The sequence below is a fragment of the Cupriavidus sp. 05N38 genome (genome assembly GCF_056397345.1).
Genome location: NZ_JBFTNF010000002.1, coordinates 83162 through 103806 on the forward strand (window position 1 = coordinate 83162; position 20645 = coordinate 103806).

24 protein-coding genes and 1 pseudogene are annotated in these 20645 nt (G+C 68.8%); 15 read left to right on the forward strand and 10 right to left on the reverse strand.

Going from position 1 to position 20645, the window contains the following annotated elements; genetic code table 11:
- Positions 1-27: 27 nt before the first annotated feature.
- The 3 genes from AC1DK4_RS01290 to AC1DK4_RS01300 form a co-directional block, all read right to left on the reverse strand.
- Positions 28-1122, reverse strand: a complete 1095-nt coding sequence (locus AC1DK4_RS01290) for an ABC transporter substrate-binding protein (RefSeq protein ID WP_441612180.1) — start codon at positions 1120-1122, stop codon at positions 28-30.
- A 427-nt stretch (positions 1123-1549) separates the two neighbouring features.
- Positions 1550-1873 carry a hypothetical protein gene (locus AC1DK4_RS01295; protein ID WP_441612179.1) on the reverse strand — a complete coding sequence of 108 codons (324 nt, stop codon included), beginning with the start codon at positions 1871-1873 and terminating at the stop codon, positions 1550-1552.
- A 151-nt stretch (positions 1874-2024) separates the two neighbouring features.
- Entirely contained in the window at positions 2025-3074 is a 1050-nt protein-coding gene (locus AC1DK4_RS01300) for a LacI family DNA-binding transcriptional regulator (protein ID WP_441612178.1), read from the reverse strand.
- Between AC1DK4_RS01300 and AC1DK4_RS01305 the strand changes: the two genes are divergently transcribed.
- The 5 genes and pseudogenes from AC1DK4_RS01305 (at position 3068) to AC1DK4_RS01325 (ending at position 6343) form a co-directional block, all read left to right on the forward strand.
- Positions 3068-3550 (forward strand): TRAP transporter large permease subunit, encoded by a 483-nt coding sequence (locus tag AC1DK4_RS01305; protein WP_477131375.1) that lies wholly within the window; start codon positions 3068-3070, stop codon positions 3548-3550. The genes AC1DK4_RS01300 and AC1DK4_RS01305 overlap by 7 nt on opposite strands.
- Positions 3551-3882: 332 nt before the next feature.
- Positions 3883-4158: pseudogene (locus AC1DK4_RS01310) on the forward strand (methylated-DNA--[protein]-cysteine S-methyltransferase); the annotation flags it as partial.
- Positions 4107-4916, forward strand: a complete 810-nt coding sequence (locus AC1DK4_RS01315; RefSeq protein WP_441612280.1) for a 2OG-Fe(II) oxygenase — start codon at positions 4107-4109, stop codon at positions 4914-4916. The pseudogene AC1DK4_RS01310 and the gene AC1DK4_RS01315, both read left to right, overlap by 52 nt.
- Positions 4917-4982: 66 nt before the next feature.
- Positions 4983-6062 (forward strand): bifunctional DNA-binding transcriptional regulator/O6-methylguanine-DNA methyltransferase Ada, encoded by a 1080-nt coding sequence (gene ada / locus AC1DK4_RS01320; protein ID WP_441612176.1) that lies wholly within the window; start codon positions 4983-4985, stop codon positions 6060-6062.
- Entirely contained in the window at positions 6059-6343 is a 285-nt protein-coding gene (locus AC1DK4_RS01325) for an Ada metal-binding domain-containing protein (RefSeq protein WP_441612175.1), read from the forward strand. The genes ada and AC1DK4_RS01325 overlap by 4 nt, the downstream gene beginning before the upstream one ends.
- 6 nt (positions 6344-6349) lie before the next feature.
- Here the strand turns inward: AC1DK4_RS01325 and AC1DK4_RS01330 are convergent, their stop codons facing one another.
- Entirely contained in the window at positions 6350-6817 is a 468-nt protein-coding gene (locus AC1DK4_RS01330; protein ID WP_441650010.1) for a hypothetical protein, read from the reverse strand.
- 215 nt (positions 6818-7032) lie between these two features.
- Here AC1DK4_RS01330 and AC1DK4_RS01335 point away from each other — a divergent pair, with 215 nt between their 5' ends.
- Together AC1DK4_RS01335 and tdh are read left to right on the forward strand one after the other, a co-directional pair.
- Positions 7033-8235, forward strand: a complete 1203-nt coding sequence (locus AC1DK4_RS01335) for a glycine C-acetyltransferase (protein WP_441612173.1) — start codon at positions 7033-7035, stop codon at positions 8233-8235.
- A 33-nt stretch (positions 8236-8268) separates the two neighbouring features.
- The gene (gene tdh / locus AC1DK4_RS01340) at positions 8269-9342 is read left to right on the forward strand and encodes an L-threonine 3-dehydrogenase (RefSeq protein ID WP_441612172.1); all 1074 of its coding nucleotides are present in this window, start codon (positions 8269-8271) and stop codon (positions 9340-9342) included.
- Here tdh and AC1DK4_RS01345 read toward each other — a convergent pair.
- On the reverse strand, positions 9339-10247 hold the full coding sequence (locus AC1DK4_RS01345) for an alpha/beta fold hydrolase (RefSeq protein WP_441612171.1): 909 nt from the start codon (positions 10245-10247) through the stop codon (positions 9339-9341). The two genes, tdh and AC1DK4_RS01345, sit on opposite strands and share 4 nt — an antisense overlap.
- 220 nt (positions 10248-10467) lie before the next feature.
- Here AC1DK4_RS01345 and AC1DK4_RS01350 point away from each other — a divergent pair, with 220 nt between their 5' ends.
- The 6 genes from AC1DK4_RS01350 (at position 10468) to AC1DK4_RS01375 (ending at position 15070) form a co-directional block, all read left to right on the forward strand.
- The gene (locus AC1DK4_RS01350) at positions 10468-10635 is read left to right on the forward strand and encodes a hypothetical protein (RefSeq protein ID WP_441612170.1); all 168 of its coding nucleotides are present in this window, start codon (positions 10468-10470) and stop codon (positions 10633-10635) included.
- 312 nt (positions 10636-10947) lie between these two features.
- A complete protein-coding gene (locus AC1DK4_RS01355; RefSeq protein ID WP_441612169.1) occupies positions 10948-11946 on the forward strand; it encodes a hypothetical protein in 999 nt (332 codons plus the stop codon).
- Between the two features lie 130 nt (positions 11947-12076).
- A complete protein-coding gene (locus AC1DK4_RS01360) occupies positions 12077-12370 on the forward strand; it encodes an EF-hand domain-containing protein (RefSeq protein WP_441612168.1) in 294 nt (97 codons plus the stop codon).
- Positions 12371-12397: 27 nt separating this feature from the next.
- Positions 12398-13111, forward strand: a complete 714-nt coding sequence (locus tag AC1DK4_RS01365; RefSeq protein WP_441612167.1) for a response regulator — start codon at positions 12398-12400, stop codon at positions 13109-13111.
- Positions 13111-14445, forward strand: a complete 1335-nt coding sequence (locus AC1DK4_RS01370; RefSeq protein WP_441612166.1) for an ATP-binding protein — start codon at positions 13111-13113, stop codon at positions 14443-14445. The genes AC1DK4_RS01365 and AC1DK4_RS01370 overlap by 1 nt, the downstream gene beginning before the upstream one ends.
- A gap of 127 nt (positions 14446-14572) precedes the next feature.
- Positions 14573-15070 (forward strand): FAD synthase family protein, encoded by a 498-nt coding sequence (locus tag AC1DK4_RS01375; protein WP_441612165.1) that lies wholly within the window; start codon positions 14573-14575, stop codon positions 15068-15070.
- Between the two features lie 28 nt (positions 15071-15098).
- On the opposite strand, the gene AC1DK4_RS01380 is transcribed toward AC1DK4_RS01375, so the two are convergent.
- The 4 genes from AC1DK4_RS01380 to yfiR all read right to left on the reverse strand — a co-directional run bounded on the left by AC1DK4_RS01380 (position 15099) and on the right by yfiR (position 18740).
- Positions 15099-16175: a hypothetical protein gene (locus AC1DK4_RS01380; protein ID WP_441612164.1), complete on the reverse strand. Its 1077-nt coding sequence runs from the start codon at positions 16173-16175 to the stop codon at positions 15099-15101.
- Between the two features lie 107 nt (positions 16176-16282).
- Positions 16283-16789, reverse strand: a complete 507-nt coding sequence (gene yfiB, locus AC1DK4_RS01385) for an outer membrane lipoprotein YfiB (RefSeq protein ID WP_441612163.1) — start codon at positions 16787-16789, stop codon at positions 16283-16285.
- Positions 16790-16878: 89 nt separating this feature from the next.
- Positions 16879-18159 (reverse strand): diguanylate cyclase DgcN/YfiN, encoded by a 1281-nt coding sequence (gene dgcN, locus AC1DK4_RS01390; protein ID WP_477116111.1) that lies wholly within the window; start codon positions 18157-18159, stop codon positions 16879-16881.
- Positions 18156-18740, reverse strand: a complete 585-nt coding sequence (gene yfiR / locus AC1DK4_RS01395; RefSeq protein ID WP_441612160.1) for a regulatory sequestration protein YfiR — start codon at positions 18738-18740, stop codon at positions 18156-18158. The genes dgcN and yfiR overlap by 4 nt, the downstream gene beginning before the upstream one ends.
- Positions 18741-19001: 261 nt before the next feature.
- Here yfiR and AC1DK4_RS01400 point away from each other — a divergent pair, with 261 nt between their 5' ends.
- Positions 19002-19385 carry a hypothetical protein gene (locus tag AC1DK4_RS01400; protein ID WP_441612159.1) on the forward strand — a complete coding sequence of 128 codons (384 nt, stop codon included), beginning with the start codon at positions 19002-19004 and terminating at the stop codon, positions 19383-19385.
- 18 nt (positions 19386-19403) lie between these two features.
- Here AC1DK4_RS01400 and AC1DK4_RS01405 read toward each other — a convergent pair whose 3' ends face one another.
- The gene (locus AC1DK4_RS01405) at positions 19404-19865 is read right to left on the reverse strand and encodes an Lrp/AsnC family transcriptional regulator (protein ID WP_441612158.1); all 462 of its coding nucleotides are present in this window, start codon (positions 19863-19865) and stop codon (positions 19404-19406) included.
- A gap of 129 nt (positions 19866-19994) precedes the next feature.
- Here AC1DK4_RS01405 and AC1DK4_RS01410 point away from each other — a divergent pair, with 129 nt between their 5' ends.
- Positions 19995-20624, forward strand: coding sequence for a LysE family translocator (locus AC1DK4_RS01410; protein WP_441612156.1), 630 nt, complete (start codon positions 19995-19997; stop codon positions 20622-20624).
- Positions 20625-20645: the final 21 nt, after the last annotated feature.

Sequence of the window (20645 nt, forward strand, 5' to 3'; positions counted from 1 at the left end):
CTCTGCATCCTTTGCTCGCAGCCGGGTTCATGCCAGCAGCCAGGTGTTGAACGATTCCGTCATCCTGTCCTTGTTGTTGCCCCAGTAGCGCGCATCGATCTGGATCGCGGTGGCCAGGTTGTCGGGATGGGTGGGCAGCGACTTTGCGCGCACCGGGTCGATGTACTTGTAGGCGTTGGGGTTGGAAGGCCCGTACGCGAGGCGCCTGGTGTATTCGGCCTGCCGCTGCGCGTCGCAGGTGAACTTGATGAACTCGCGGCACAGCTCCGCCTTGGGCGAGCCCTTGAGAATGCAGAAGCCTTCGGTGCTCCACAGGCCCTGGTTCCAGATGATCTTGACGGGCGCCCCTTCATCGATGGCGGCCTGCGCACGGGCGTTCCAGGTGGGGCACATGTCGACCTCGCCGCTCTTTAGCATCTGCGAGGTCTGCGCGCCGCTGGTCCACCACACCTGGATATCCTTCTTGATGCGCGCCAGCCCCTCGAAGGACGCCTTCGCATCGATCGGGTAGACCGACCCGGCGTTGCCGCCCATGCCGAGGAAGGCTTCCTCCAGCGTGTCCTGCGGATGGCGGCGCAGCGCGCGGCGTCCGGGGAAGTTCTTCACGTCCCAGAAGTCCTTCCACGATGCGGGCACGGCGCGGCCCTTGAACTTGTCGGTGCGCACCGCCAGCACGGTCTGCAGCAACAGCGTCGCGATCATGTACTGGCTGTTGTACTTGTCCGGGATCTCCGGCGCCTTGACCCTGACCTCTTCCAGGAAGACTCCGGTCCTGGGGTCGGTCAGCACTTCCTGCGACTGCCGGTTCAGGAGCGCCAGGTCCCACGCATAGTTCCTGGCCTCGACCATGCCCTTGATCATCGCGGTGGGATCGGACTGCGCCACGATCGGCACGACCTCGATGCCCGTCGCGGCCTTGAAGGGCTTGTAGAAGGCTTCGGCGAACGCGTCCGCATACGGGCCGCCCGGGTCCCGGACGACGATGCGCTTTTCCTGCGCACGCGCCGTGCCTCCGATATAGGGAAACGCCAGGCCGGCAACGGCCGCCCCGGCGAGTTGGTGGATGACTTTGCGTCGGGCTCCGTCAACTTTCCCCGACTTCATTTTGCGCGCGGCGACCATTTCGGCTCCTGGGATGGGATCATCAGCGCCAGCGTTTGCTGACATGTCACGATCATAGTAGACATGTCACAGAGGGACGTCAAAGAAAAATGAGGCGGGGTAAACGCTTAGTGCGCCCCCCTCGCCCACTTGCATTCCACGTCACCCCGATCCGCGCGGGCGGGCTATGCCCGGACCTGCCGCGCCAATGCAAAGGGGCCGCACGCGCGGCGTGCAGCCCCTTGTCCCGCCTCGCCAGCCAGTCCTTCGCCGTCGGGCAGAAATGTGATCGTCGCCCCCCTCGCCTTGCCGGGCGGCCCCTCCTTCGTGACACCACGACGTACCGCTGCCCCTTCTTGCCGGGGGCGTGCGTGTCGTCTTGGTCATCTCCCCGCGATCTGCGCCTTGTGGAAAAAAACCATCCGCGCTTGCCTCGCGCGGCGCTCCGCTAGTCCTCGCTGCTACCGCTCGCCGGAGCCTGGCTAGTGCCAAGCATGCGGGCAATGGCCACCGCCTCGGCCGGCGCGAACTGCAGCACGCATTCGCGCGTGAGCGCCAGCGTGTAGGAGAAAGCCATGGCGCGATCCCCGAAGGTGCGGTTGAGCATGAAATGGGCCGCGGGCGCGCCGCGGTCGGCCAGCTTCGACAACCGCACCAGTGCCCCCCACGAGCCGTCCTCCACCCGCATGATGTCCACCTCGATGGCGTAGCCCGCCTCGACGTGGATCCTGGCCGTTCCTGCCGGCCGGCGTTCCTCTTTGTCCACCACCATTTCCAGTTTCCTCCATGAATCGGCTCCAAGAATCAACCTCGGACAACCACCGCGCGCACGGCATGGCGCGCGCGACCTGCGTCCCGCGGCGCGCGGCTCCCCCGCGTGCCTCGAGCGTAAAAACCGTTGTGCCGGCCACCCGCTCCCTGCGTCAGCGCCGTGGCGCCAGCGGCGGCGCGGTGGACTGGCGCTGCACCAGGCCGCTGGGGAAACACATGCGGGTCGGCGCCAGTTCCGGCTGTGCCAGCCGCATCACGACCCGGCGCACCATGGCCTCGGCCATCTCGCCGAAGGGCATGGCCACCGAGGTCAGCGCGGGATTGGTGTAGGCGCACATGCCGATATCGTCCATGCCGATCACGGAAACGTCGGCCGGCACCGACAAGCCAGCCTGGTGCAGGCCCGACATCAGCCCGATGGCCATCATATCGTTGACCGCGATCAGCCCGGTGGGACGCGATTTGCTGCGTGCCAGCCGCATGCCCTCGAGCTGGCCGAGCTCGGCCAGCTCGGCGTCGCCATAGTAAGCGCTTGGCGGGCACTCGAGCACCTCCGCGCCGTCTCCAATGCCGGCCTCGCGCGCGGCGGCGAGAAAACCATCGATCTTGCAGGCGCGGCTGACGGTGCGCCCGGCAGGCATGACGAAGGCAATGCGCCGGTGGCCCAGGGCAATGAGGTGCGAGGCGGCGAGATGGCCCGCCTGGAAGTTGTCGGGCTGGACGTGGTCGATGCGCGCCGGCACCCTGGGATCGACGCCGCCGTCATAGCTCACCATCGCCAGGCCCTGGCGCGCGGGCGCCTCGAAGTGCAGCTCGTCGGTCAGGGAGGAGACGATGATCACGCCGTGCACGCCGAAGGAGAGCAGGTCGTCGAGCATGCTCGCTTCCTGGTCGCGGTCGCGGTTGGTATTGCCCAGCAATACGCGGAAGCCGGTCTGGCGCTGCGCCTCGGCTTCGATCAGGACCGCGAACTGCCCGTACATGGGATTGGCGGTGGACGGCACGAGCAAGCCCAGCATCGGCGTCTGCCCGGTCTTGAGCTGGCGCGCGACCTGGCTGGGGCGAAAGCCCAGCGTGCGGATAGCCTGCTCCACGCGCGCGAAGGTGGCGGGATTGAGCCGCTCGGTACGGCCGTTGAGCACGTTGGAGACGGAGCTGACGGATACGTTTGCCAGCCTGGCCACATCTTGTATGGTTGCCATGTTCGGGTTCTCAGGCCAGCTTCCATGCGTTGCTGGCCGGCGTGCTGGTGTTCCGCGAACTCGATGCGCGCGCGGTGGTGCGGCTGTTCGTGCGCGCCGCGGCCATGGCCGGAGGCATCCTCTTCGTGTTTGCCACTGCCTCGAGCCTGGCCTTCTCGCTTTCGGTGCAGCAGCTGCCCGCGCTGATGCAGGCGGCCCTGACCGGGCTGGCCGCCCACGACGGCAGTGGCGCCTTCGTCCTGGTCGCGGCGCCGCTGATGATCTTGTTCGGCACCTGCCACGCTTCTTGCTTATGGTGCGCCGCAACGGCCGTGGGTGGAATCAAGGTCTTAAGTGTTTCAGTAAAACGGTTTACTAAAACGATTTACAGGATGATAGGCGAGTGCGGGGCAAATGCAAGTGCCCCGCCGAAATCGCACCACCGCACCGGCGCGGCGGCGCGCCGGCATGGAATTCGACAGCAAGACACGGAGTGATCGGCGAGGAATCCTGGCCTAGAGTTGGCTTCATCGCCATCTATGCAAAGGAGTCCGCCATGCAAGGCATGCCATCCACCTCACAAGGCAAGATCGCCGGTCCTGGCCTCGCGCCAGTCCGCTACGCGATCGGCGCCTGCGCGCTTGGCTACGTGCTGGTCGCGCAAAGCGAACGCGGCGTCTGCGCCTTGCTCCTCGGCGAGGATGAGCAGGCGCTGCACGGCGAACTGCGCGCGGCCTTCCCCGCCGCCACGCTGCGGCGGGCGCAACCAGACCTGGCGGGGCTTCTGGCGCGGGCCGCCAGCCTGGCTTCGTCGCCCGGAAGTGCCTGCGACCTGCCCCTGGACATTGGCGGCACCGCCTTCCAGCAGCGGGTATGGCAGGCGTTGCGCGCGGTACCGGCAGGCAGCACGGCAAGCTATGCCGACATCGCCGCACGCATCGGCCGGCCCGCAGCGGCGCGCGCCGTGGCCGGTGCTTGCGCAGCCAACCTGCTGGCCATCGCCATTCCCTGCCACCGCATCGTGAAGCAGGACGGCGCGCTCTCCGGCTATCGCTGGGGGGTGCAACGCAAGCGCGAACTGCTGCAGCGCGAGGCGCGGGCATGAAGGCAGACCATGCAATGGCAGATAGCGGCGGCGCATTGACGGGCGGCGCGCAGGCGGCTGGCCGGCATGCCGATACGTTGCCCTGGGATGCCATCGGCGAAGAACTGGAGCGCCAGGGCTGCGCCGTCATCGCCGGGCTGCTCGCACCGCAGGCCTGCGATGCGCTGGCCGCGCTCTACCCGCGCGAGGACCTGTTCCGCTCACGCGTGGTCATGAGCCGCCACGGCTTCGGCCGTGGCGAATACAAATACTTCAGCTATCCGCTGCCCGGCCTGGTCGAGGCCTTGCGCGGCGCGCTCTATGCGCATCTCGTGCCCGTGGCCAACCGCTGGAACGCCGCGATGGACATCGGCATCCGCTATCCGGCACGGCACGCCGATTTCCTGCGCCGCTGCCACGATGCCGGCCAGGCGCGCCCCACCCCGCTGATCCTGCAATACGGGCCGGACGACTACAACTGCCTGCACCAGGACCTGTACGGCGAGCATGTGTTTCCGCTGCAGGTAGCCATCCTGCTGTCCGAGCCGGGCAGGGATTTCACCGGCGGCGAATTCGTGCTGACCGAACAGCGCCCACGCATGCAGTCGCGCGCCGAGGTGGTGCCGCTGCGCAAGGGCGACGCCGTGGTGTTCGCGGTGAACCAGCGCCCGGTGCAGGGCACGCGCGGCAGCTATCGTGTCAAGCTGCGCCACGGCGTGAGCCGGCTGCGTTCGGGACACCGGCATGTGCTTGGCATCATCTTCCACGACGCCGCCTAGCGGCATGCGGCATGCGGCACAAGCCACGGCGTGCGCAACGCGCGGCATCGGCATACAGTGAGCATCATGAAAGCAAAGAAGGCAACGGCGGCAACGAAGGCAACGACCGAACACGACCCGCGCTGGGCCCGCGTGCTGGCGCGCGACCCGGCGGCGGACGCCGACTTCGTCTATGCGGTGAAGACCACCGGCATCTACTGCCGCCCGAGCAGTCCTTCACGGTTGCCGCGCCCGGAAAACGTGGAGTTCTTCGATACACCGGCAGCCGCCGAGGCTGCCGGCTACCGCCCGAGCAAGCGGGCCGCGGCGGACCAGTCAGCAATGGCGGCCCAGCATGCCGCGCTGATTGCCGAGGCCTGCCGCCAGATCGAGAACGCGGACGAGCCGCCCGCGCTCGACGCACTCGCCAGCCAGGCCCGCCTGAGCCCGTTCCACTTCCACCGCGTGTTCAAGGCCGTCACCGGGCTTACGCCCAAGGCCTATGCCGGCGCCCACCGCGCACGCAAGCTGCGCGACCGGCTGGGGCGCGCCGGCTCCGTCACCGAAGCCATCTACGACGCCGGCTTCAACTCGAACAGCCGCTTCTACGAAACCTCCGGCCAGATGCTCGGCATGACCGCAAGCCGCTACCGCGCCGGCGGCGCCAACACGGATATCCGCTTTGCCGTGGGCGAGTGCTCGCTCGGCTCCATCCTGGTGGCGCAGAGCGAGCGCGGGGTCTGCGCGATCCTGCTCGGCGACGACCCCGATGCGCTCGCGCGCGAGTTGCAGGACCAGTTCCCCAAGGCCAACCTGATCGGCGGCGACGCCGGCTTCGAGCAGTTGATCGCGCAGGTGGTCGGGCTGATCGAAGCGCCGTCGCTGGGCTTCGACCTGCCGCTCGATGTACGCGGGACCGCCTTCCAGGAGCGCGTGTGGCAGGCGCTGAGGGAGATCCCGCCCGGCTCCACCGCCAGCTACGCGGAGATTGCCGCGCGCATCGGCGCGCCGAAGGCGGTGCGGGCGGTGGCGCAGGCATGCGGCGCGAACCATATCGCCGTGGCGATTCCCTGCCATCGCGTGGTGCGCAGCGACGGCCAGCTATCGGGGTATCGCTGGGGCGTGGAGCGCAAGCGGAGCTTGCTGGAGCGCGAGGGGCAGGCTTGACCGCGGCGCGCAACTGGACCCTGGTCGGGCCGGACGGCAAGCCATACCAAAGTCCGGCGCCCGGCACGCTGGGCGGCCACCGCGGCGGGCGCCTGTACGGCCGGCTCGATTGCCGCAGCGCGCTGCGCGCCATCGCCCGCGGCGGCTATGCGCCGCAACGCGTGTTCTTTCTCGACGAGGCACATGCCATCGCGGCAGGCTACCGGCCGTGCGCGGCGTGCATGCCAGTGGCGTACGCCCGCTGGAAGGCAGCCGCTCTTCCGCCCATTCCACCGCCTTGAACAGGATCACGCCTGGCGCGCAGCAGCGCCAGCGCGACGAACACCGCAGCTGCCGGCTTTGACTCGACCACCGGTCCACCACGCCCACCACGAAACCAGCGAGGCCACAATGCCGTGGCCGCCCGACCCGGTAACGGCAGATGCCCGAACAAGCAGTGCACCAGCGCTCAGGGGCATCACCACGAAACAAGCACCTCTCGCAGTGTAGTGGCCGTCAGCGCCGGTACCGGCAGATTCCAGCAGAACCGACACACCCACCACGAATCCGCAAATCCCGTAACCCCTGGATGCTTCTGCCCCTCCGGCCAGGAGTCCGCTTTCTTGGCCTACTTTCTTTTCGGACAAAAGAAAGTAGGTCGCGCCGGGGGCGCGAAAGCCTTTGACGTTGACGTTGACGTTGACGTTGACCTTAAGATTTTGCCTTTGATGTTGACGTTGACTTTGAGAATTCGCCTTCGAAGTTGTCTTCGACATTAAAACCAAAGCCTTTACGCCCTAGACGTTGACCCTGAAGCCAAGACTATCCCTCCCCCCAAGAAACCAATAACAAACCCGATAACAAACCATTTCCCCCACCCACAGCACATCAGGCATACCATAACAAAACCCCACCTCCCCATGCTGCAACGCAATACAGCAACGGCGCATGAGGCGCCACACGCCATCGATCCACCACCTCAGGGAATCCCATGCGCGACCGCTATCTCTCCCATCTCCGCGACACCCTCGACACCATTCGCGCCGACGGCTTCCACAAGGCGGAGCGGGTCATCGCCAGCCCGCAGGCGGCCGATATCCGGCTGGCCGGCGGCGAGCATGTGCTGAATTTCTGTGCCAACAACTATCTCGGCCTGGCCGACGACCCGCGCCTGATCGAGGCGGCGCGCCGCGGGCTGGAGCAGGACGGCTTCGGCATGGCGTCGGTGCGCTTCATCTGCGGCACGCAGTCGGTGCACAAGACGCTCGAGGCGGTGCTGGCGAAATTCCTCCACACCGGCGACAGCATCCTGTACTCGAGCTGCTTCGACGCCAACGGCGGCCTCTTCGAGACGTTGCTCGACGACCAGGACGCGGTCATCAGCGACGAGCTCAACCACGCCAGCATCATCGACGGCGTGCGCCTGTGCAAGGCGAAGCGCTACCGCTACCGCAACAACGACATGGCCGACCTGGAAACCCGCCTGCGCGAGGCGGACGCGGCCGGCGCGCGCTTCAAGCTGATCGCCACCGACGGCGTGTTTTCCATGGACGGCATCATCGCCGACCTGCGCTCGATCTGCGACCTGGCCGACAAGTACGGCGCCCTGGTGATGGTGGACGACTCGCACGCGGTGGGATTCGTCGGCGAGCACGGGCGCGGCACGCCGGAACTGTGCGGCGTGGAAGGCCGCGTGGACATCATCACCGGCACGCTGGGCAAGGCGCTGGGGGGCGCCTCCGGCGGCTACGTGGCGGCCCACCGCGAGATCGTGGAACTGCTGCGTCAGCGCTCGCGCCCCTACCTGTTCTCCAACTCGCTGGCGCCCAGCATCGCCGCCGCCACGCTGAAGGTGCTCGATCTGCTGGCCAGCGCGGAAGGCGCCGCGCTGCGCATGCGCGTGCGCGAGAACGGCGAGCACTTCCGCCGCGAGATGACCGCGCTGGGCTTCACGCTGGTGCCCGGCCAGCACCCCATCATCCCGGTGATGCTGGGCGACGCCGCGCTGGCCACCGGCATGGCCGATGCCTTGCTGGCCGAGCATGTGTACGTGGTCGGCTTTTCCTTCCCCGTGGTGCCCAAGGGCCGCGCGCGCATCCGCACGCAGATGAGCGCCGCGCATACCGCCGAGCAGATCGATCGCGCGGTGGCCGCCTTCGCCAAGGTGGGCAGGAAATTCGGCGCCATTGCCTGAAGCCGCAACCCGCGCCAGCACAGGAACCCAGCCATGAAAGCCCTCGCCAAACTCGAACGCGCGCCCGGCCTGACACTGACCGACGTGCCCGAGCCGGAAGTCGGCCACAACGATGTGATGATCCGCATCCGCCAGACCGCCATCTGCGGCACCGACATCCATATCTGGAAATGGGACGAGTGGGCGCAGCACACCATCCCGGTGCCGATGCAGGTGGGACACGAATACGTGGGCGAGATCGTCGCCATCGGGCAGGAGGTGCGCGGACTGTCGATCGGCGACCGCGTCTCCGGCGAGGGACACATCACCTGCGGCTTCTGCCGCAATTGCCGCGCCGGACGCCGGCACCTGTGCCGCAATTCGGTGGGCGTGGGCGTGAACCGCCCGGGCGCCTTTGCCGAATACCTGGTGATTCCGGCCTTCAACGCCTTCCGCATCCCCGACGACATCCCTGACGAGATCGCCGCCATCTTCGACCCGTTCGGCAACGCCACCCATACTGCACTGTCGTTCAACCTGGTGGGCGAAGACGTGCTCATCACCGGCGCCGGCCCGATCGGCATCATGGCCGCCGCCATCGCCCGCCATGTGGGCGCGCGCAATGTGGTGATCACCGATGTCAACGACTACCGGCTCGAGCTGGCCCGCAGGATGGGCGCCACGCGCGCGGTCAACATCGGGCAGGAAAACCTGAAGGATGTCGCGGCCTCGCTGCACATGACCGAGGGCTTCGACGTCGGCATGGAGATGTCGGGCGTGCCGAGCGCCTTCGCCACCATGCTCGAGCACATGAACCATGGCGGCAAGATCGCCATGCTCGGCATCCCGCCGTCGAAGATGGCGATCGACTGGAACCAGGTCATCTTCAAGGGCCTAGAGATCAAGGGCATCTACGGCCGCGAGATGTTCGAGACCTGGTACAAGATGGTCGCCATGCTGCAAAGCGGGCTCGACCTGACGCCCATGATCACCCACCGCTTCCGCGCGGACGACTTCCAGGCCGGCTTCGCTGCCATGCTCTCGGGCAACAGCGGCAAGGTGGTGCTGGACTGGACCGGCGGCACGGGCGCACCCGCCGCGCCCCCGGCTTCCTCTCCCGCCGCTTAATAAATCACAAGACCGACAGATAACAGGGAGGGCAGGAAAGCCTGCTCGCCCGGGCTACCCGCGTCCGGCGCAAAGGCCAGCGGCCACAGCGCCGGCCATTTCTGCGCCCAGCAGCAGGCATGGGTGGCGCCTTCCACCAGATGGACGGGCGGTCGCCGGGCGGCGGGAAAGCGCGCGGCATAGGCCGCGGCCACCTCGCGCGTGACATTGGTGTCCTGCGCGCCCACGAAGTGCAGCTGCGGAATGTCCTGCAGCCGGCGCCAGTCGTCGGCGGGGTTGAGCGAGCCTTCGAGTGCCGGCACGCCGTGCAGGGTGGTCCACGCCAGCGGCTCCAGGTTGCCCGCCACGGTCACCAGGCGCGCGACATCCTGGCGCCGTGCCGCCACCAGCGCCGCCACCGCGCCGCCGCCCGAGTAGCCCACCAGGACGATCCGGCGCGCGCCGAAGCGCTGCTTGAGCGCGTCGATGGCCTGGCCGGTGGCCTCGACCACCTCGGTGGAGAAGCGCCGCCCGGTCCACCAGGCCGTGCCGCAGCCGCGCAGGTCTTGGTCGTCGACGAATTGGCACGGACGCGCAAGGTATGCCGCGGCGCCCCGGACATGCGCCAGGGCGAGTTCGAGGGCCACCGGGCGCAGCGGGGTCGGATCGTCGGAGGGCTGCGTCGGGCTGAGCCAGGCCAGGCCGTCGCCTTCGATGTAGACGGCCAGCGTATCGGCCGCGGCGGCCGCGACGGCCGGTGCCGGCGCATAGGCGGTCAGCACGAAATCCCGTGTGGGCAGGCGGAGTTTCTGCCAGCCATGGGTGAGCGCCAGCGCGTCGGCGGCCTGCCGGCGCCCGGCAGGAGAGAAATGGGTACAGGCGGCCAGCAGCAGGGCCGCCAGCAGGATCAGGACCTTGGTCCGCACGAATGAAAGACCAGGCGAATAACGGGGAGGCGACACACGCAAAGACACACGGATTGAAGTAAGGAAGAAATCAAGGCGGTACCGGTTCCCCGGCACCTTGAGCACCACATAACAACAAGAAAGCAAGAAAGCAAGAAAGTCGCGAACACAAACAAGCGGCAAGTCTACTTCAGCGGCTTGCCTGACACTGAGCAACGAAGGCACCTACGGCAACTCGCCGGTGGCGGCGCAGAGCGCCAGCGTCGACGGCTATCGCCTGATCGGCTACGGCAGCTACAGCCTGGATGCGCGCACCGACGTCAGCGTGCAGGCAGACTTCGGCACCGGCCACAACGAAGGCCAGCGCAAGAGGTGCGTGACCGCTTCACCAACCAGACCGCTTCGGTGAAGCTCCGCCTGCCGTTCTGAGGCGCCCGGGGCAGTCGGCGCAGGCAAGGCTGACAAGGCTGGGCTGACAAGGAGAAAGGGGAGGCACGCCGGGAGGCGTGCCTCCCCTTTTTTACGTGGCGCGGATGCCCTGCCGTGCGTGCCTGGCGCGCTTGCGCCGCCGACAGGCGCGGCATTCGCCGCCCGTCGCCCAGTCACGCCGGTGTAACACCGCGACATGTTTTCCACCGCGATTATTTCGCGCCCCGCTCCTATAGTTCGTCCCGTTGCCACGTCGCAGTGCGCGGCCAGACCCGAACCTGAAGGACATCCCATGACATCCCGTTACGTCTTCGCAGCCACCGCCTCGCTGATCATCCTTGCAAGCACCCCGGCCTTCGCGGGCTGGTCCGGCCACGGCACGGCCTACACGCCGCACGGCACTTATAACGGCGCGCACTTCGGATCGTGCTCAGGCGGCAGCTGTTCGCACGCCGGCGGTGTCGTCGGCCCCTACGGCGGGCTCGCGACCAACACCGGCACGGTGACCCGTACCGCGCCGGGGCAGTTCTCCAACGCCGGCACCGCGACCGGGCCGAACGGTCGTTCGGTCCAGCATGCCGGCGACACCAGCTGCGCAGGCGGCACCTGCTCGCACACCGGCGATGTCACCGGGCCCAATGGCCAGACCGCCGCCACGGCGGGCAGCGTGACGCGCGAGGCGCCGGGCCAGTATTCCTCATCCGGCACGGTCACCCGTTCGAACGGCAACACTGTCAGCCATGCGGCATCGACCAGTTGCGCCGGGTCGACATGTGCCCGCTCGGGCACGGTGACGGGTGCGGACGGCGGCACCGTCACGCACGGCGGCACCGCGACCCGCGTGGCGCCGGGTGTCGTGACGACCACCGGCGGCACCACGGTCGTACACGGCAGCACGGTAACGACCGGCGGTACGGTGACGACGGTAGGGGCCACGGTTGCAGTCGGTGCCGCGCCGGCGGTCATCGCCCCGGCGCCCGTGGTCGTCGCGCCCGCCCCGGCCGTGGTCGCCCCGGCGGCGGTGGTAGTCGCCCCGACGCCGGTGGCGGTCGCCCCGGCGCCGGTGGCCTATGTGCCGCCGCCGCCCCCGCAGCCGGTCTACGTCGCGCCGGCGCCCAAGGTGGTGTATGTCGCGCCCCCGCCGCCCAAGGTCGTGTACGTCGCACCGCCGCCGCCGAGGGTCGTCTATGTCGCGCCGCGCGCGGTCTATTTCGCGCGGGCGCCGCGTGCGGCGGTATGGGTACCGGCGCACTGGGCTGGCGGCGTCCTGGTACCCGCGCACTGGGCGTAACGGCACCATCATCCACCCGGTATCCGGTCCTTCCGGTCCTTCCGGTCCTTCCGGTCTTTCCAGCCCTTTCAACCCTTCGGCATCCATCACCAGGCCGGCACCGAGTGTCGGCTACACCACGGAGTCCATCATGAAGAAGATGATCGCAGTTCTTATCTTGTGTATTGTTTCTGCAGGCGCGTCCGCTCAGGTCGCCGCGCCGCCCGCGGGTGGCGGTGCCCGGATCGAGCGTGCGATGCAGCAATTGCAGGCGCGCTTCGCCAGCGCCAACACGACGCACGACGGCAAGCTGACCCGGGACCAGGCGGCGGCCGGCATGCCGATGGTCGCCAGCCGCTTCGACGAAATCGACACGCAGCGCGCCGGCTACGTCACGTTGGCGCAGATCGAGGAATTCATGAGACAGAAATCGATGGCCCGCTGATTCCCCGATCATCGCCGGAGACGCACCATGGAGCAGTCGAACAGGATCATCGTGCTCGATGATGAAGCCGAGTTGCGCAATATGCTGCAACGGTTCCTGACCGGGCACGGCTTCCAGGTGCGCGTGGTCGCCGACGGCAAGCGCCTCGACCGCTACCTGCAGCGCGAGCCGTACGACCTGCTCGTGCTGGACCTGATGATGGAGCCGGAAGACGGCCTGACCATCTGCCGCCGGCTACGCGCCGAAGGACAGACACTGCCGATCCTGATGCTGACCGCCAAGGGCGATCCGGTCGACCGGGTGGCCGGGCTGGAGACCGGCGCCGACGACTACCTCGCCAAGCCGTTCGTGCCGGACGAGCTGGTCGCGCGCATCCGTGCGCTGCTGCGCAGGCAGAGAATGGCGGCCGGCGAGCCGACCGTGACCTCGCAGACCCTGCGCTTCGGCGAATTCCAGTTCGACGTCGGCAAGCAGACGCTGATGCTGCGCGGCGAACCGGTCGAGGTGCATTCCGCGCAGATGCTGCTGTTGCACGCCCTGGGGTCGTCGCCGAACCGGCCGGTGAGCCGCGAGAACCTGCTCGCGCGCGCCCGCGGCCGCGACCACGACGCGCTCGACCGCAGCATCGACGTGCAGATCCTGCGGCTGCGCCAGATCCTCGAAGAAGATCCTTCGAAGCCGCGTTTCATCAAGACCGTGTGGGGCGTAGGCTATATGCTGATCGCCGGCATCGAGTCGTGATGCGGCTCGCGCTGCCCCGTTCGCTGCTCGCGCGCAACATCGCCTTGCTGGTGGCGCTCGTTGCGCTCACCCAGGTCTGCTCGCTCACTGTCTTGCTGCATTTCGTGCAGCGCCCGCACATCGAACGCGCGGCGGTCATCTTTTCCAACTACGTGAAGACGCTCGATGGCGTGCTTGCCGCCATGCCGGCCGACGAGGGCCGCGCGGCGGCCGCGCGGCTTGGCGCCATGGCGCAGCCGCCCGGGCAAGTCGCACTCGAGCCGCCGCCCAGTCCGGTCCGCATTTTTCGTACGTACCAGCGCGATGTCTTCATGGAAGCATTGCAGCGCTATCTGCCGCCGGACATGCCGGTACGATGGCAGACCGGCGAGGGGGACGCGGAGCGGCTATGGATCCGCGTGCATGTGGCCGGCGCGCCCAGCTGGATCGCCTTGCCGATGACCGAAGACGCGCGCGCGAGCGGCATCGCCGCCGCGCTCGCGCTGTCGGCGGCCTTTGCGTTGCTCGCGGCACTCACGGGCTACCTGATCCAGCTGCACATCAACCGTCCGCTGCAGGACCTGGCACGGGCGGCGCGCCACGTCAGCGCCGGCGAAGCCCCGGTGCCGCTGCCCACGGACGGGCCGACCGAGATCGCCCAGGTGAGCGGCGCGTTCAACCAGATGACGCAGGCCTTGCAACAGGCCGAAGCGACCCGCACGCTGATGCTGGCCGGCGTGTCGCACGACATCCGCACGCCGCTGACCAAGCTGCGCCTCGCCATGGCGATGGCGATCCCGCGCGGCGCCGACGACACCTTCGTGGCATCGGTGGAGGGCTATCTCGACCAGATCGACACCATCCTCCAGCAGTTCATGGACTACGCGGGCAGCGGCGAGCGCGAGGTCCCGCAGCCCGGCGATGTCGATGCGCTCATCAGCCAGCTCGCGGCGGATTTCGCGGGGCTCGGGCACGAGTTCGAGCTGTCGCTCGGCGGCATGCCGGTGTTCCCGTTCAGGCCGGTAAGCCTGATGCGCCTGCTGATGAACCTGATGCAGAACGCGGTCGTCTACGGACGGGCGGGTTTTGCCGTGCGCACCTGGGCCGAAGGCGATACGGCGTACGTCGCCGTGTGCGACCGGGGCAACGGCATCGGCGCGGAGGAACTGGAACAGCTCAAGGCGCCGTTCAGCCGCGGCAGGAACGCGCGCGGCCATTCGGGCGGCACCGGGCTCGGACTCGCGATCGTCGAACGCATCGCGCGCCTGCATGGCGGCTCGCTGCGGTTCCGCGCGCGCGACGGCGGCGGTCTCGAAGCGGTGGTGGCACTGCCGCTGAAAGGGCATTCCGCGTAGAGGCGGGACACGCCGCCCCCAATCCCCCCCTTATTCCCTCGATTGCCCTGCGCCCCACCGCACTATCATCGCGGGCGATCCCGCCGTGCGGTCCCCGCCGGCAAGCCATCCCCGACAGCGTTCACCCATGACCGACAACCTGCCACACACGCACGGCGCAACCACCCTGCCTCTCTACGCGCTCCCGGCCCGCGGCCTGGCCGTGGGCGTGTTCGATCTCTTCCATGTCGGCCACCTGCGCTACCTGCAATACATCCGCGCGCGCTGCGCCACGCTGGTGACGGTGGTCACGCGCGATGCCACCGTGCTGGCCAGGAAGGGGCGCACGCCGGCCGTGCCGGAGGCCGAGCGGCTGGAAATCGTGCGGGGGCTGGGGTGGGTGGACGAGGCCTTGCTCCAGCCGGGCGGGCTGGATGACACCGAAGGCGCGGTGCGCTGGGTGGCGGACCTGGGAGTCGATCACGTCTTCATCGGCGAGGACTGGCGCGGCAGCGCGCGCTGGGAGCGGCTGGCGCCACGGCTGGCGGCGCTCGGCATCGGGCTGAGCTGGACGCCGCGCGCCAGCGAGGTCTCGACCACGGCGCTGCGCGAGCGCATTCTGGCCAGCCTGGAGCGCGCCGCTTAACGGTGCGTAGCGGTGCGGGCGCGGCGCTTCAGGCTGGCGGGCGCAACCCGGCCAGCCGGCCTTCGAGCACCCCGCCGATGCGCAGCAGCAGCCTGTCTTCCGGCGTATGGCGCTCCAGCACCAGCCGCACGAGCCGCAGCGCCTTCTCCCAGTAGCCGTTCAGGCAGGCATTGGCGATGCGCGAGTAGGCATACCACTGCGTCAGGGCGGAGAAGCCAAGCAGGTTATGCGCGCCGATGATGGTGTCGAAGGCCGGATCCGGCACGCGCCAGGCCTTGCCATAGACCGCCTCGAGCCAGCCATGCGGATCCTGCAGCTGCCACACCTGACCGGCGGGGCTGCCGGCTTGTTCAAGTTGCAGCGGGCCGGGGAAGCGGGTCACGCGCTGGTGGCTGGCGGGCGTGCCGCCGCCGGTCCAGAAGCCGCCCAGCAGCGTGGCACCATCCGCTTGCGGCTGCAGGCCGCAGAGGTCCAGCACCACGTCCAGGCGCGGATGATGGTAGGTCGCCATATTGTCGATGGCGAAGACAGGCTGCGGGCGCTGCCAGCCGTGGGCGCTCAGGATGGCGTGCGCGGCCGGCAGTTCCGCCACCAGCAGGCCCAGGTCGAGGTCCTTGTCGAACGGAAGCAGGCGGCCTTCGCGCACCAGCCCGAGCAGGGTGCCGGCATGCGCGAAGGCGCGCACCCCGCTGCCCGCGAGTTGCGCCAGCACCTGCCACAGCAGAGCCTGTACCTGCGGATCGGCAAGCTTGCGCATGGCGGGCTGCGGATTGTGGACCAGCGGCGCCGCGCACAAGGCTTCGAGCGCCTGCCGCTCCACCAGCACGCCCTCTTCGATGCGCTGCTGATGCAGCAATGCGGTGCCGAGGAAGAACAACCAGTACGGCAGGAGCGCCGGATGCGCCTGCGGCGCCGCCAGCAGGTTCTGGCAGACCTGCTGCACGGCGGCGGCGTAGCCCTGTTCGAGGCCGAGCTGGCACCATTGGCGAATATCGTCCGGCGGCAGCACGCCGCCTTGCTGCAGGCGTGCGGTCAGCGCGCCAAACTGGGCGGCGGCCTGGGCGGCGCCCTGGCCGGCCGGATGTGGTGCCGGTTGTGTGTCCATGCTGCTGCGTTGTCGATGCGGAGCCGCCAGTCTAGGCGCAATGCGCGGCGGGCAATCGCCGGATCAGCGGGCAGGCTTGCACGCAAACTTCACGCAAGGCGCGTCCCCTACTCCACCGTCACCACGATGGCAACCCGCCGGTTCTCCGCGCGGCCCGCGGCGGTGCGGTTGTCCGCCACCGGGCGGCTCTTGCCCAGCCCGCGCACCTCGATGTCCTGCGCCGCGAAGGCATTCACGGCCAGCACCCTGGCCACTGCCTGCGCGCGCCGCACCGAGAGTTGCTGGTTGTAGTCGGCCGGGCCGGAGTCGTCGGTGTGGCCGTCGAGCCGGACACGGCCGATGCCCGCGCTCTTCAACGCCATGCCGATGCGCAGCACGATCGCCTCGTGGTCGGTGCCGATGGTGTCTTCGTTCAGGCCGAACAGCACTTTCTCGGACAGGTTCAGCTCCCAGCCGCTCTCGGTCTGCGTGAAGCCTTGTTCCTTGAGCGTCTCGATCTGCGGAACGCTGAGCCCGGCGCCGCTCGTGCTCTGGCAGGCGCCCAGGGCCAGCGTGGCGGCGGCCAGGACGGCGGCCAGGCATCGCCTTGCGCTTCCCGACAGGTTCGATGACACGATGCTTCTCCTATCCTCTTTGCGATTTGTACGGCGCCCATGGCGCTGCTTTCGCGCCGGCGCCGGCGCACCCTGCTCCCGGCACTGGCCTATTGCGGCTCGGCGACGGGCTCGCCGGCAACCAGTCCCGGCTCCGCGATCTGCCAGCGTCGCCCGCGGCCGCGCTTGGCCTCGTACATCGCCTCGTCGGCCTTGTGCAGCAACTCGGCGGCGCTCTGCCCATGCTGCGGGAACACCGACAGGCCGATGCTGAGCGAGGCCTCGATGCTGGTGCCGCCGCTGAGCCGGACCGGATCCTTCATGCGCTGCAGGATGTGCTCGGCCACCTGGACGATGTCGGCGGGCCGGCGCAGGGGCGTGACCAGCACCGCGAACTCGTCGCCACCCAGCCGCGCGACCAGGTCGCCCTCGCGCAGGCAGGCACGGATGCGCTGGGCGATGCCGGCCAGCACTTCGTCGCCGGCGGCATGGCCAAAGGTGTCATTGATCTCCTTGAACGCATCGCTGTCCAGGTAGAGCACGCCCACGTGCGAGCGGGAAATCGCGGCAAAGCGCACGGCGCGGTGCAGCGCATCCTCGAACGCGCCGCGGTTGAGCAGCCCTGTCAGGCTGTCGTGGCTGGCGCGGTGCGCCAGCGAGCGATTCTCGTGCTGCAGCTGGTCCTGCCAGCTTTCGAGCTCGTCGAGCAGGCCGTTGAAGTCCTCGCCCAGCGCATTGAGCTCGGCAATGCGCGCCGGCGGCGTGCGCTGGTCGAACGCGCGCCCGGAGCGCACCGCGTGGGCCACGCGCATCAGGTTGCGCACCGGCTCGATGATATGCACCAGCATGCGGCTCGACATGTAGTGCGCGCTCACCGCGGTCAGCAACAGGCAGGCCAGCAGGCCAAGCAGGCCGCTGAGCACGAACTGGAACAGCTTGGCGGGATCGGCCGACAGGCGCACGGTGCCTACCACCTGGGTCTCGTGCAGGATGACCTGTTCCACCGGGCCTGGCGCCATCAGCCTGCTCGCCATGCGCTGCAGGCCGGCGAGGCGCTTGTTGGCCGGGTGATGCCATTCGGCCAGCAGCCGGTTGTCGCGGTGGTAGACGCTGGCCTGCGCCACCTCGGCGGTGGCGATGGCCACCAGCGCTTCGCTTGCCGCCGCCGGGTCGCGGAACACCACCGGGGCCTCCAGCGTGTAGGCGAGCGAGCGTGCGATCAGGTGCAGGTTGTGGTCGGCGTAGACGCGCAGTGCGGCCAGGCCGAGCGCCGTGAGCGAGAGCCCCGCCGTGCAGACGGCGATCAGCGCCACGCTCAGGTGGATGCGGCGCAGCGTGTGGTAGAGCGTGGGGCGCGCGGCCGCCGCGCCGGGGCGGGAGCGCGGCCTCATGACGCCGCCCCCCGCCGGCGCCCGAGCTGCAGCACGCCGGGATGGATATGGATGCCGCTGCGCGCGACGGAATCGAGGTTGACGCGGAACGAGACGCGGTTGTCCGCCACGCTCAGGCAGAACATGCTGCCGACCTCGCACTCGAAGTCTTCTTCGGTGATGACCAGCACGGGGCGCCCGCCCAGATCGGCCGCGACCTTCTTGCGGCTGGCGTCGGTCATCGCGGCCAGGTAGACCGAGTCGCAGCCTGTCATCGAGCCCGCGGCCATGACATCGATGCGCCGCGACTGTATCGGGCGCCCGCTGGCCAGCGTGCCGCCGTCGGACAGCTTGCCGGCGTAGCGCGCCGAGCTGTCCACGCACAGGCGCAGCACCTCGCGTTCGACGGGCCAGCGCGCATAGCCGAGCAGGCTGTACACGGTGCGCATCACCGCCTCGGAGCGCGGCTGGGCCGTATCGGCCGCGGCGCCGGGCGGCTGCACGCACAGCAGCGCCGCGAACAGGGCCGGCACGATGCGCAAGAGAAGAAGCCGGCGCAAGCGCTTCGAGCGGTTGCTCGCATCGCCTGGGTCAGTAGCCATGGAATGGGGCAAGGAGGGGTGCCTGCCAATTGTCTTGTTCGGGGCAGACCAGGTCGCAGCATGCGCGCCGGTCTGGCTCTGGCTAGAAAAACGGCAGCGCGCCGATGCAACGCACCCGCAAGCCTTGCTAGCCCACTCCCTATATCGGCGCGCCGGCAGCGATATTTACCCCGGCGCACGGCCGGGACGGAGGCGGGGGCGGAGGCTTAGGCGGACTTTGCCTACAATGCCTGGAACATCCAGGCACGACCCCGCGCCCCAATGAACGAGACCGAAACCCCGCCGCCCGCGCGCAAGCGCCTGACCCTGCCGGCCCGGCTCTACCTGCTGGGCGCCGTCATCCTCGGCGCGGGCTGGATCGGTGCTGCGCTGATCTACCTGAACGCCGCGCGCGAAGAGGCCTCCGCCGACTTGCTGTACGGCCCGGGCTGGCAGCGGCAATACGATTTCCAGCTCGAGCGCATCGGCGGCAAGGCAGCGGTGCTGGCGGCCGAGTTTTCGCAGTGGTTCGGCGGCCTGTGGCACGGGAGGCAACTGGCGATCACGCTGGCGATCCTGGCCACGGCGGCGGCCCTGCTGTGCTTCGCGGTGGCGCGCGAAGTAGCGCTGGCGGCCCGGCATCGCGGCGGGGACAGCGAGGGCTGAAGGGCGCCCCGCCTGCCTTCAGAGCAACGGCAAACCCGCGTTGCGCTTGACCTCGCGCAGCGACAGCATCGACTCGACGGCCGTCACGCCGGGCAAGGTGCGCAGCACATCGCGCATGAAGATGCCGTAGTCGTCCAGGTCCCGCGACACCACCAGCAGCAGGTAGTCCGCGCTGCCGGAGACGTTATGGCAGGAAATGATGCGCGGAATCGCCTGCACCTCGCGCTCGAAGCGGTCGGACAGTTCGCGGCTGTGCACGCCGAAGCGCACCTGCGTGAACGCCATCACTCCAAGCCCGAGCGCCTGCCGCGACAGCAACGCGCGATAGCCCTCGATATAGCCCTCCGCCTCCAGCCGCTTCAGCCGGCGCGCGCAGGGCGTCTCGCTGAGCCCTGCGGATTCCGCCACGCTGGCGTTGGTGGCGCGGCCGTCGGCCTGTACCGCCATCAGGATCGCGCGATCCACTTTATCGAGTTCCATCGTCCTGCCTCCACGGAATCCCGGAAGATTAGCGCATTCCCCCAATTTCCATAACTTTTCCGTGGAAAAACGCCAAAAATCCCTCCGCGCCGTGCGTCATCATGACGCCATCCCCGACAGGAGTGCATCATGGTTTCGCTTCACCTGCTGCTCACGTTCATTGGCGCGCTGGCCGTGGTCTACGCCTTGCCCGGCCCCGACATGGCGCTGGTGCTGCAGACCAGCACCAGCCGCGGCGTCCGCCATGGCCTGGCCAACGCGGCCGGGCTGGCGCTCGCGCGCGCCACCCATGTCACGTTGTCTGCCTGTGGCGTGGCCGCGCTGCTGCGCGCCGCGCCGTGGCTTTACCAGGGCGTGCGCGTGGCGGGCGGGCTCTACCTTGCCTGGGTGGCCATCCAGATCCTGCGCAGCCCCGCCTTCGGCATCGACACCGGCGCGGGCGGCGCCGGCGCGGCCGCGCCCCTGCGCGCCTCGGTCGCGCGCGGCGCGCTGAGCAGCCTGCTGAACCCGAAGGCGCTGTTGTTCTGCTCGGTGCTGCTGCCGCAGTTCGTCGATCCGCACGGCGCGCCGGTGTGGTCGCAGGTGGTGGAACTTGGCGTGGTGCTGGTGCTGACCGGCATCGCCTTCGACCTGGCCTGCGTGTTCGGCGCCGCGCGCATGGCCGCCTGGCTGCGCGGCAGCCCGCGCGCGCAGGCGGTCCAGCGCTGGTCGTTCTCGGCGGTGCTGCTGGCGTTTGCGGCACGGCTGTCGATGGAGTGAGTGCCTGCCTCCGCCCGCCCC

What these genes read in the sequence shown, in the direction of transcription:
- AC1DK4_RS01290 (WP_441612180.1), bottom strand. Translation starts at nt 1,122, where the DNA reads ATGGTCGCCGCGCGCAAAATGAAGTCGGGGAAAGTTGACGGAGCCCGA.
- AC1DK4_RS01295 (WP_441612179.1), bottom strand. Translation starts at nt 1,873, where the DNA reads ATGGTGGTGGACAAAGAGGAACGCCGGCCGGCAGGAACGGCCAGGATC.
- AC1DK4_RS01300 (WP_441612178.1), bottom strand. Translation starts at nt 3,074, where the DNA reads ATGGCAACCATACAAGATGTGGCCAGGCTGGCAAACGTATCCGTCAGC.
- ada (WP_441612176.1), top strand. Translation starts at nt 4,983, where the DNA reads ATGAAAGCAAAGAAGGCAACGGCGGCAACGAAGGCAACGACCGAACAC.
- AC1DK4_RS01330 (WP_441650010.1), bottom strand. Translation starts at nt 6,817, where the DNA reads ATGTCGAAGACAACTTCGAAGGCGAATTCTCAAAGTCAACGTCAACAT.
- AC1DK4_RS01335 (WP_441612173.1), top strand. Translation starts at nt 7,033, where the DNA reads ATGCGCGACCGCTATCTCTCCCATCTCCGCGACACCCTCGACACCATT.
- tdh (WP_441612172.1), top strand. Translation starts at nt 8,269, where the DNA reads ATGAAAGCCCTCGCCAAACTCGAACGCGCGCCCGGCCTGACACTGACC.
- AC1DK4_RS01355 (WP_441612169.1), top strand. Translation starts at nt 10,948, where the DNA reads ATGACATCCCGTTACGTCTTCGCAGCCACCGCCTCGCTGATCATCCTT.
- AC1DK4_RS01360 (WP_441612168.1), top strand. Translation starts at nt 12,077, where the DNA reads ATGAAGAAGATGATCGCAGTTCTTATCTTGTGTATTGTTTCTGCAGGC.
- AC1DK4_RS01365 (WP_441612167.1), top strand. Translation starts at nt 12,398, where the DNA reads ATGGAGCAGTCGAACAGGATCATCGTGCTCGATGATGAAGCCGAGTTG.
- AC1DK4_RS01370 (WP_441612166.1), top strand. Translation starts at nt 13,111, where the DNA reads ATGCGGCTCGCGCTGCCCCGTTCGCTGCTCGCGCGCAACATCGCCTTG.
- AC1DK4_RS01375 (WP_441612165.1), top strand. Translation starts at nt 14,573, where the DNA reads ATGACCGACAACCTGCCACACACGCACGGCGCAACCACCCTGCCTCTC.
- AC1DK4_RS01380 (WP_441612164.1), bottom strand. Translation starts at nt 16,175, where the DNA reads ATGGACACACAACCGGCACCACATCCGGCCGGCCAGGGCGCCGCCCAG.
- dgcN (WP_477116111.1), bottom strand. Translation starts at nt 18,159, where the DNA reads ATGAGGCCGCGCTCCCGCCCCGGCGCGGCGGCCGCGCGCCCCACGCTC.
- yfiR (WP_441612160.1), bottom strand. Translation starts at nt 18,740, where the DNA reads ATGGCTACTGACCCAGGCGATGCGAGCAACCGCTCGAAGCGCTTGCGC.
- AC1DK4_RS01400 (WP_441612159.1), top strand. Translation starts at nt 19,002, where the DNA reads ATGAACGAGACCGAAACCCCGCCGCCCGCGCGCAAGCGCCTGACCCTG.
- AC1DK4_RS01405 (WP_441612158.1), bottom strand. Translation starts at nt 19,865, where the DNA reads ATGGAACTCGATAAAGTGGATCGCGCGATCCTGATGGCGGTACAGGCC.
- AC1DK4_RS01410 (WP_441612156.1), top strand. Translation starts at nt 19,995, where the DNA reads ATGGTTTCGCTTCACCTGCTGCTCACGTTCATTGGCGCGCTGGCCGTG.